Here is a 10,292-nt window from a genome sequence, read left to right on the forward strand (position 1 = left end):
ATCAGCCTCGGTGGTGCGGCACCGGCCTTCGCAGCCGGTGACACGCCGAACCTCTCCGGAGCTCCTACTCGTGGTCAGCAGAATCCGAATCAACCAGGCGGCGAGCAACCAGGCGGGAATCAGCCCGGTGGTAATACTCCGGGAGGGAACCAGCCGGGCGGAAACGAGCCGGGCAACCCCGGATCGTCGGGAAGTTCGGGATCGTCGGGAAGTTCGGGTAGTTCCGGGAGTTCGGGATCGTCTGGAAGTTCCACAGGTTCCGGATCAACCGGTAGCTCGTCAGGTTCGGGTGGAACGACGACCGCCAAGCCCACCGGGCCGACGGAGCCGACAGAGCCGACCGTCCCAACCGTCCCAACTGTGCCGACCACTCGCACCGAGCCGACGTTCCCAACCAGCCCGACCAAGCCGACAGATCCCACGGAACCTGCGTAACCGACGTAATCGATACAACGCCACGGGTTCCCAGGGAGCACACCGATGCCCGAGTTCGACGACGCCCTGCACCGCGCTCTGAAGAGGCTTCAGAGCGCGGTGCCAGTACAGGTGAAAGAAACTCCGCCGCACGGAGAATCTGCCGACCTCACCATTGCAATCGCGACCTACGACGATTTCGACGGCGCATACTTCACGATCCACTCGATCCTGGTCCATCATCGCGAGATTCTGGACAGAGTCGAATTCGTCTTGTTGGACAACAACCCCGAGGGGTTGCCGGCGCCGATGCTCGAATCGTTTGCCGGTTACATCGATCGGTTCCGCTACATCCCGTTCACCGACGTTCGATCGACTGCGGTGCGGGACGTCCTGTTCCGCAAGGCCACCGGAAAGTATGTCCTGGTCCTCGACTCCCACGTGATCCTGGCACCGGGATCGTTGTCGGCGTTGCTGGCGTATTTCGATGCAAATCCGGAAACTGACGATCTGATCCAGGGACCGATGCTCTCCCAGGATTCCTCGCACATCGCGGCCACCCACATGGACCCCAAGTGGCGCAACGGAATGTTCGGCTCCTGGGGAGTTGATCCGCGAGCGAAGCAACACCCGGACGTGCCTTTCGAGATCATCATGCAGGGCCTCGGCTCATTTGCCTGCAGGCGTGAGGCATGGCCGGGATTGAACTCGCACTTCACCGGATTCGGCGGTGAGGAGGGATACATCCACGAGAAGTTCCGGATCAACGGCGGAAAGGTCGTCTGCCTTCCGACATTTGGTTGGCACCATCGATTCGAGCGCCCGGCGGGTGTCCCGTATCGAATAAATTGGGAAGATCGCGTTCACAATTACCTGCTCGGTTGGAATGAGGTCGGATGGGATCTCGACTCACTCCATCGTCAGTTCTCCAGGTACCTCGGTGATTCGTATCCCGAGATTCGTCGCCGTGCCGAACTGAGCGTCCAGCGACCCGAGTTGGTCTTCGGCGGGGTGATCGTTCTCAGCGACGACGGCCGAGTAGCTCCGTGGCGTTCATGCCTGGCGGAGGCCGAGTCGATCGAACTGACCGTTCACCGTGCCATTCCGGCGGAGGACGACGGTCCGGATGGGTGGAGGACGGCCTCAGCGTTCGTCGCCGGACTCGACAAGGCGATTCTGCTGGGCTGGAAGTCGGTGGTCTTCCTGGACGAGGCTCGCGTGATCGAACCCGCGGTTATGTACAAGCTGCGGAACATAACAGACGACCTCCCCGCCGAAGCCGATGCGGCCGTCATCCACGCACACGGCGAAGACCTGGTCGGGGCTGCACTGATTGTTCGCGCCGCGGCATACCGAACCTTGCGAGACGAACTCTCTCGGAGCATGGACGGACCCGTGCGGTCCGACTTTTCACTGGCGACCTATCTGCTCGAGCGGGGCGCAGTCGACGTTGTGCTCGATCGCCCACTGTCGCCTGCCCGAGTAGGGGGAGAACCCACCCTGACTGTCGAGGATTCGAAGTCGGACCTCGGTGTTGTCGTCGTGAATCTTGACCTCGATATCGACAGATGGAAGGCGTCCTGGCATCGATTCATTCGCTTACCGCGCGTAACAGCGGTGGAGAGAGAATCAGCTTTCGAGGACGTGATGAATCAGGAAGCGGCCTTTGCCGTCTCGTGGCGTCGCGCGGTTTCTCGGGCGACCGAGAAGAGCTGGGATTCGGTCCTCATTGCAGCTGACGACGTGAGTTTGCTGGATGCGGCTGCGTCGATCCTGGACCACGCACGTGAAGACCTCGATCACCGCGATTGGGATGTCGTCCAACTCGGACACGACGCGAAATCGGCCGACGGAGCGCTGATCGACGGTTCGGCGCTCTTGCGCACCAGTCCGGAGAACCGTGGAGTTCACGCCGTCCTCGTTCATTCGCGCGCCTTCGAACGAATTCTGGACGCGATTGCGGATCCGGAGGTAGACCCCGAAGCATTCGAAAAATGGGCGGGCCACTACAAAACTTTGGGCAACTACCTGGTGGATGCGAACGCCGGGGGAGCGCTCACGTGTCTGACGCTCGCACCCGGCATCGCCTCCACACGCAGCCTGATTCGTTCGGGCGCAATCGAATCCGAATACTCACGACGCTTCTCGCTCTGACACCACCGCAAACGCAAATAGCTCAACACGAATATCGGACTGGTTGGAACAAGGAGATATCTTGACGGAACTACTCGAAGACGCGAGGCCTCAGCGCTCACAGACGGTGGAGAGCAATGATCTCACCGACGGTGTCGTGCTGTACGACAGTTCCAGCGAGGTTGCCCATCACCTCAACCCCGTCGCGACTTTGGTGTGGGAACTGTGTGACGGCCGGACCGTCAGTGACATCGTCCAGGCGGTGTCGGAGGTACTCGAGATCCCTGACCATGACGCGGAGTCGGTGGTCAGCGAGACCTATGGACAGCTGAGCGCCTCGCGTCTGCTGGTGTGAGAATCCCGTGACAGGCAGCCACGTACCACAATTCCGAACGCACTACCTATGGGTTGATGCGATCGTGCGCGGCCCTGCCATACCCGAACTCGGTGTCATCGAGCATCGAATTGCCAGCCCCTGGCCTGCGGACCACAACATCGAAGTTCGGATTCAGCGGAATCGATCGACGTTCGGTCGCTGGGACGCCACCATCGACTCGACCATCGGAGGCAGAAAGGAACCGCTGATCGGTCTCGACGGACTCCACCTCGCGGAGAACGTTTACCGCACTGTGCACCGGGATGTCATGACGGCCGCAGATACCGAACTGTGGACACGCCTGCATGCCGCTCTGGTCGACTGCAACGGTGTGAGAGTGGCGATCGCCGGGCACTCCGGGGCGGGTAAAACCACCTTGGCGCTTGCCCTTGCCTTACGGGGTGCACAACTGCGAGCTGACGAAGGGGTCTTCATTCGCGGTACCGAAGCGGTGGGCTTGCCGCGCCGGGTCCACCTGAAAGCCGGTACGTTCGACGTTCTCCCGGACATCAAGGCGCACGATTCGCTGTATCTCCCGTATACCCCTTCGGTGTGGGCACTGGACCCGTCGACATTGCCCGCGACTCCCAACGTCGATTCGGCGGTTCGCGGAATCGATCTGGTGCTGATTCTCGATAAATGGGACGGGGGTCCTACTCGTGTCGCGCCGATGCCCGCACCCCAGGCGATACAGTCGCTGGCCGAGCAATCCGCTCTGTGGTCCGACAATCACGGACTGACCCTGAGAAACATCGCTGCCCTGCTCTCGAATGCCCCGTGCTACAGAATGATCCGGCACCACGGCGACACCGGCGCCGACACCGTGGAGGAACTGGTGGCGTCATGCGTGACACCCGGTACCTGATTTCCATGTTGGAACCCGAGCGCGGGGCCGACGTCATCCGTTCGTGTTCGCAGCAAGATTGGCCGCGAGTCATCGACGCCGCTGCCAGGCACAAGGTGCTGCCGCTGCTGGCCGCCCGCGCAGTCGATGCCGGCTTCGCATCGGTCCTGCCGGCGAGTTTCGCCGAAATGCTGTCGGAATCCGCAGCTAGCGCGTCGAGTCCGGAATTGACGCTGAGCCTTGTCCATCACCGAAACGCGCTTCGTATCGCGGACCTCGATGCGCAGCGCGTAGACCTGCAAGAGTTGTTACACAGCAGCGGATTTCCGACTGTCGCGCTGAAAGGTGCTGCTCTTCTCGAGCGAAGAATCTGGCCGAACCCGGCGGCACGACGGATGACGGACATCGACCTCTTGGTCGTAGATCCCGCACACGCCGTTCCAGCCAACGACGCGATCATCGACTTCGGCTATCGAATGGTTCGCCCGGACGAGGTGGCAAGGGATTCCATCGATCACGACGATCATCAGGAACCAGCGCTCCTTCGCGACGACCGTCACGGCTCCGTCGAAATCCATTCACACTTGCTTCCGCGGTTCGCCCGTCACGCGTTGACCCGCGAGTCCGCGGTCCGAGGACTCAGCGCGGAGACCGAAGGATCCAGACTTGCCCTTGCCGATGTCACGCTTCATGTCATCGCTCACGCGCGGCTTGCCGATCGCGCCTTGATTCGCGCTGATCTGGCGTTGAACAGCGTCTTCGACGTGGGGTACCTGTTCGACTCCGAGCCGTCACTCCCGGCGATGCTCGCGCGACGCCGATTGCCGCGCGATGTCCGTCGCGCGGTGAACGTCCACTGGGCTGCGGTGGAATCGATCTTCGGAGTGAATACCGGGGTGACGACTACGTCGGCGCGTTGGTGGTGGCAATGCACGCTGTGGTTGGCCGATCGCCCACGTCTGCACTCGCTCTACCGCGATCTGGTCATGGTGCCGCTCTTTCTCGACCGTGATCGGCTTTCCATCCGGGACGGGCGCGACCTACGTGGATGGGACTTGGCACGCTCACGCGTATCCCACTTCGTCCGTCGTGCGAGGGCTGCCGTCGAAGATGCCGGGGGAGCAGCGTGAAAGTACTGATCACCGGCGGAGCGGGATTCATCGGAAGCACCGTGGCGTCGAAGTGCGTCGACGCCGGGATCGATGTCGTGATTCTCGACAACCTGCTGACCGGCCGTGCCGAATTTGCGCACAGATTCCCGTTCTACTGCGGCGACATCGCGGACGAGAAACTGCTCGACAGGATATTCGCAGATCATCCCGATATCGTTGCCACAGTTCACGGTGCGGCCTTGATCGTGGTCGGAGATTCCGTGAGTAGCCCGGCGCGGTACTACGAGAACAACGTATCCAAGTCACTGACACTGGTATCGAGTGTCCTTCGGAACGGCTGTGAGCGCTTCTTGTTCAGTTCCTCTGCTGCGGTGTACGCGCCGAGCGACGGTGGGTGTGTCGACGAACATTGGCGGATCGCACCGCAGAGTCCCTACGCGCACAGCAAGGCTCAGTTCGAAACGATGCTTGACGACATCGTGGCGGCCACAGGATTATCGGCAATATCTCTACGCTACTTCAACCCTGTCGGGGCAGATCCGGAGCTGCGAAGCGGACCAGCGTCGGCGCGCCCGACCCACGCACTCGGAAAGCTGTTCGAATCATATTCGACAGGAACGCCTTTCAGGGTTACGGGGACGGATTGGCCGACGCGCGACGGATCGGGAGTGCGTGACTACGTTCACGTCTGGGACCTTGCAGACGCTCATGTTCGAGCACTCGAAAGGTTCGACCGGGTCACCGCTGATTCATCACGCATGACTGTGGTCAACTTGGGCAGCGGGCGGGGGACGACGGTGTGGGAATTGGTACACACATTCGAGAACGTGCTCGGCGAAGACGTCGACGTGGTCGCTGCCGACCGACGCACCGGTGACACTGCCGGCGCCTATGCGTCGAACGATCGTGCGTTACGACTACTCGGGTGGGTTCCGACGTTCACCCTGGAACAGGGGATCGGGGACACTGCACGGTGGCTGGCCGTACGGGCGCACCGGCTGAATTCTGCGCCGCTGAGCGTCAGCTTGGTGGCTCGCCCTCGACGGTGATGTTGTTGCTTCGTAGCCAGAATGTGGCGTCCGGATCCCACCCGGCGAGCACGGTGGCCCCCGAGTTGGCCGACAACGGGATCGCGATGCCTGGCGTGGTGAGATAAGCCATCAAGGTCAGATGGACGGCGTCGTAATCTGCGGCCACCGAAACCCAGTCCGGAATGAACCAGTCACGGTATTCACCGGTCGTGTCGTACCAAACGAAGCGACGTGAAGCGGGCACTGGCAGGGGATAGGTATCGACCAGATTCGCCCAGTCCTGCGGACCGGTGATCTCGTAGATGCGGGGCGCGCCGTAGATCCTTACCGGCTGCACCCGCGCCTCGTTCGAGGAGCTGTCTTCTTCGAGAAACACCCCGAGGGCCCCGATACCGTCGCGGGCCCTGGTTGTTTCGGATGTGCCGTTGGCAAAAGGGGTAGACCACCATTCGCCTCCGATGTTACGGTCCGGATCTTCGATCTGGTATTCCAGAAACTGACGTTCGTTGTCGAGTGCCTCAGCGCGCCACTGTTCGAGGCCGTCCTTCGTGGGGTAAATCCGCAGGGGTAGGACCGACCAGCCGTAAATGGGGTTTCGCTTTTCAACCAGATTCTGGTTCAGGCGGTCGATCGGCTCGGTCCACCAGGCGGTGTGTGGCGAGTCGAGTAGGGCTCCGGCAATCGATCGCAGCGCCGCTGCGACATCCGGCCGGACGAAGATCAGGTCTTCTTCGTCCGGCGGCTCCCAGTAGCGTGCAAAATCCACGGCATACGCAAGACAGTGCAGAATCTCGAGTTCGGACATCTCGCCGATTGCCCGGATATCAACAGCGCCGAGAACTTCGAGCGCATGTTCCGGCGATTGAGGCCAGTGTCCACCGGATGTGCGTGCGCCGGCGCGGCACGCGTGCCCGACGTTCGCACAGAAGCGACGGCCACGCGGTGAACCGAGGACGAGTGCAACGGAATCCATGTGGGTAAAGCTAGCGGACAGGCTGACGGGGGACGTTCGAATAACCATTACTTGACATAATGTAGATTATCGGCAAATTGTCGACCTGGCGATATCGGCTCATGATCCGTTTCCTGCGTCGTCGATCCGTAGATGTATCTGTCGACCATTCGCGTGCTTCCGCCCTGAACCGCTGGACGCATTGCGTGAGCTGATCATCTTGGCGTGCCCGTCGTCGGACAATCAATCGTCGCTCGCCGTCCGACCCCGGCCGGCCACCGAGCAACCCTGCCGCTCAGGTGTCCAGGCCGCGCGGCAGGCCGCCTGACGCGGGTTGATGTTGATGGATGAGTCTCGCCCACTCCCAGCTACCCCGCCTCAATTCGTCACTGTGACGTATTGGGGACGACAGGCTGCGTGCGGGTGCAGTTCCATTGTCATCGCCACGGACTACTATCGCCGCATGTGTTTTATTTCGACCGGCCGCTTCGAATGATCAGTGGCCGCGATGAGTGACACACCCAAGGCCGTGCACCGCTGGCTTGCAGTGCCAGACCAGTTCGACCGATTCACGCGATTCTTGCGCGACAACGGAATTCTGATGCCGACTCGGATAGGCATCGGCATATTGGTTTTCCTCCTGGGAGTCACGATTCTGCTGAAGCGACTGGGCACCCATTCGGTACAGACCATCGGATTTCCGTTGGACGTCGTCATCGCAGTGCTCGTGATGATCGGCGGAACAGCGCTGCCGTTCACTGCGACGACCCGGGAACGGTCGTACCTTTTCGTCATCGCGGGCGACCTCGCTGTTGCGGTGATCGTGCTGGCGGAGGCCAATCCGGATCAAAGGCTGTTGGGGTGCCTCGTCTTCGGACTCGTCGGCTCATATATAGCGTTCTTTCACAATCTTCGAGCGCAGCTGTGGCACCTGCTGTTTTCCGGGGCGGTCATCGTTATCGCCAGCATTGGCGTGTTCACCGATGTACCTTCCGGCCTCTCAGACGTCCTGGGACGCATTGCCTTTGCCATCCCTGTCATCACCGTCATACCGGTGGTCACGCAGATTGCTCTGGCGCTCCTGAGCAACGACGCTCAAAGCTCCGAACTCGATCCGTTGACGGACCTGCTGAATCGGCGTGGACTCTCACGGCGGACTTCCGAACTCCTGCAAGCGAAATCCAGCCTCGACCAGTCCTTGCTGGTGGTGGTGATCGACATCGACAATTTCAAACACTTCAACGACACCTACGGTCACGACGTCGGCGACCGCGTCATCCTGCGCACGGCGTATCGACTCCACGACTGGGCCAGATCGGACGCAGCGATCGCTCGTATCGGCGGTGACGAGTTCGTCGTCGTTCAGATCATGCCGTTGCCGTACGTCGGCGACTTGCTCGCACGGATCGCCCCCATCATGAACTCCCCTACGGGCGAACCACTCTCGACGACAAGCATCGGCATAGCCATACACAACGGCGGCTGGCCAGACGTGCAAGCAGCAGAAAGCGGCGTTCACGATCTACATCGCCTAGCCGATTCGGCGATGTACGAAAGCAAGAGGATGGGTGGAAATCACGTCCACTCCATCGTTCTCACCGATCAACAGCCACAACAGTCAGGCGGTCGGTCAGTCGTCTGATTCTTCGATCAGATGCATCGCGGCTTCCTCCGCCGACGCTGCGCCGCCGTCGATTCCGACGTCTCCGGCAATGAGTTCGCTTTCCTCGTCCTCGTATCGGCCCTCGTCTTCGGCAACGAGACGCCCGACGCGGCGATTTCCGACTTCGTCACCGTTCGGGAATTCTTCTTCCCGTTCGAATTCGTCGGCATCTGCCGGATCCTTCAGGGGATCTCCCAGTGACGCGTACGGATCCGGTTCTTCCTCGGCCAGGCGCTCGTCGAGGGTCTCCCCCGCCGATTCTTCACTGCCGGTCAACCCGTGGGCGTCCAGGCCCAATGGGCGTTCCGGTGGTGAGATTCCCTCGTCGAGAATGTCGTCCACGCCTCGATCGATCAGGGTGTCTTCGGGTTGAAGCTGGTCGTCGGGATCGAGACTGTAATCGCCATTGCCGGCCGCGCCGGTGTCATCCGTGTCGCTCATACGATCAACGATGCCACGGGCACACCGAGTTGGCCATGTGCCGCGCCTGCTCGATACATCACTCCGGAGACATTCAGCACGAACGCGGGGCCGGCACTCCGTCGAACCGGTCCTGCAGGTACTCGAACGCGGTGGGCAGACCGAGGACCGCAGTGGTGAGGTGGTCCGGGCTGGGGAACAGCTGAGATTGAACCGTGGCTCCGGCGGCGCAGTACCGAGAAATCGTGTTGACCACCGAATCGATGGGGATAAGGACGTCGTCGGGCGTGTGCCATTCGAATACCGGGGCAGTCGGCACACCCGGATAGAGCTCGACGCTGTTGTCGTCCATAACCTTTCGCACTTCGGGGCTGGACAACAGGGAAGTCGACGTCGACACCTGGGAAGCGCTGCGTCCTGCGCCAACTCTCAGGATGTCGTTGGTGCACGCGTTGGTGAGTTCGGTCCGCATCGACCGACCGAGGTCGTTGAGTTGGTTGCTCAGCGGAAGAAGGTCGGGGTACTCGCGTTCAAGGCCCATTGCGGCGGCGAACGCGAGGCCGAATGCCGGGTGCGGATCCTGTCCGAGGCCGTTGGCCATCTTGGACAGATTCATCGGAACGCCGCCCTCGGCTACACCGACGAGGTTGACCTCGGGTGCGTAGGTCGGGGCCAGTGCGGCCGCCCAGGCGGTGGCCATTCCGCCGCCGGAGTAACCGGCCATACCGACTGGGCTGGCGGCACTACGCAATTCGGGGATTTTCTGAACGGCGCGGATACCGTCGAGCGTGATCTGTCCTCCCAGGCGTGCGGCGCCGTAGGCGCTGTTGGGTCCGAGATGGTCGGGAAGGGCAATGGTCCATCCACGTTGAAGCGCGACGTTGAGGATGGGCGCTTCACGGATGACGATGTTGGGATCCGATGCGTAAAGCGCGCGAGATGGCGCACATCCCGTTCCGAGTGCGTTGACGATGTGCTGATAGGAGAGCAACGGGCCGTCTTGCGCTTGATTCGGCGGGACCAGGATCGTGCTGACCGCGGCGATCGGCTTGTTCTCGGAGTTCGTGGACCGATAACTGACCTGCCAGATCGCGACACCAGGGAAAGTCATCAGGTCAGGGGCCCGGCGCACGGAGATCGGCGTGCCGGCGGTCCCCTCGGCCGCTGCTTGCGAATAGAACGGGTCAGGGTCCGGTGCCGGATATGCGGGATCTGCTTGTGCAGTCCACCCGGAGAGAAGTGCGGCAGTCAGTGCAGCAGCAGTCAGCATCGATCCGGTAAACACGCGTCTGGTTCGCAGTTTCAACGTTTTCCCCTCGTCCGGACCCACCCGGGGTCCATCACCCT

General features: G+C 61.5%; 10 protein-coding genes. 6 read left to right on the forward strand and 4 right to left on the reverse strand.

Features of this window, described 5'->3' with window-relative positions:
* Positions 1-119 precede the first annotated feature (119 nt).
* Complete coding sequence (locus tag GJB56_RS07835) at positions 120-422, reverse strand: hypothetical protein (RefSeq protein WP_029255360.1); 303 nt, start codon at positions 420-422, stop codon at positions 120-122.
* Positions 423-480: 58 nt separating this feature from the next.
* Between GJB56_RS07835 and GJB56_RS07840 the strand changes: the two genes are divergently transcribed.
* The 5 genes from GJB56_RS07840 (at position 481) to galE (ending at position 5,928) form a co-directional block, all read left to right on the forward strand.
* Positions 481-2,568 carry a glycosyltransferase gene (locus tag GJB56_RS07840; protein ID WP_113683634.1) on the forward strand — a complete coding sequence of 696 codons (2,088 nt, stop codon included), beginning with the start codon at positions 481-483 and terminating at the stop codon, positions 2,566-2,568.
* A 61-nt stretch (positions 2,569-2,629) separates the two neighbouring features.
* Entirely contained in the window at positions 2,630-2,902 is a 273-nt protein-coding gene (locus tag GJB56_RS07845) for a PqqD family protein (RefSeq protein WP_020969628.1), read from the forward strand.
* A gap of 64 nt (positions 2,903-2,966) precedes the next feature.
* Positions 2,967-3,788 (forward strand): hypothetical protein, encoded by an 822-nt coding sequence (locus GJB56_RS07850; RefSeq protein WP_029255362.1) that lies wholly within the window; start codon positions 2,967-2,969, stop codon positions 3,786-3,788.
* Positions 3,767-4,897, forward strand: a complete 1,131-nt coding sequence (locus tag GJB56_RS07855) for a nucleotidyltransferase family protein (RefSeq protein WP_113683635.1) — start codon at positions 3,767-3,769, stop codon at positions 4,895-4,897. The genes GJB56_RS07850 and GJB56_RS07855 overlap by 22 nt, the downstream gene beginning before the upstream one ends.
* Positions 4,894-5,928: a UDP-glucose 4-epimerase GalE gene (gene galE, locus GJB56_RS07860; RefSeq protein ID WP_113683636.1), complete on the forward strand. Its 1,035-nt coding sequence runs from the start codon at positions 4,894-4,896 to the stop codon at positions 5,926-5,928. The genes GJB56_RS07855 and galE overlap by 4 nt, the downstream gene beginning before the upstream one ends.
* Here galE and GJB56_RS07865 read toward each other — a convergent pair.
* Positions 5,900-6,883 (reverse strand): hypothetical protein, encoded by a 984-nt coding sequence (locus GJB56_RS07865; protein WP_113683637.1) that lies wholly within the window; start codon positions 6,881-6,883, stop codon positions 5,900-5,902. The two genes, galE and GJB56_RS07865, sit on opposite strands and share 29 nt — an antisense overlap.
* Before the next feature lie 487 nt (positions 6,884-7,370).
* On the opposite strand from GJB56_RS07865, the gene GJB56_RS07870 reads away from it, so the two are divergent.
* Positions 7,371-8,504, forward strand: coding sequence for a GGDEF domain-containing protein (locus GJB56_RS07870; RefSeq protein ID WP_020969633.1), 1,134 nt, complete (start codon positions 7,371-7,373; stop codon positions 8,502-8,504).
* Here GJB56_RS07870 and GJB56_RS07875 read toward each other — a convergent pair.
* Both GJB56_RS07875 and GJB56_RS07880 read right to left on the reverse strand, forming a co-directional pair.
* The gene (locus GJB56_RS07875) at positions 8,493-8,966 is read right to left on the reverse strand and encodes a DUF5709 domain-containing protein (protein WP_019748468.1); all 474 of its coding nucleotides are present in this window, start codon (positions 8,964-8,966) and stop codon (positions 8,493-8,495) included. The two genes, GJB56_RS07870 and GJB56_RS07875, sit on opposite strands and share 12 nt — an antisense overlap.
* Before the next feature lie 73 nt (positions 8,967-9,039).
* Complete coding sequence (locus GJB56_RS07880; RefSeq protein ID WP_153213195.1) at positions 9,040-10,215, reverse strand: lipase family protein; 1,176 nt, start codon at positions 10,213-10,215, stop codon at positions 9,040-9,042.
* Between the last annotated feature and the right edge of the window lie 77 nt (positions 10,216-10,292).

Origin of the sequence: Rhodococcus sp. AQ5-07, from assembly GCF_009707305.1 — a bacterium.
GTDB classification, from domain to species: Bacteria; Actinomycetota; Actinomycetes; order Mycobacteriales; family Mycobacteriaceae; genus Rhodococcus_F; species Rhodococcus_F erythropolis.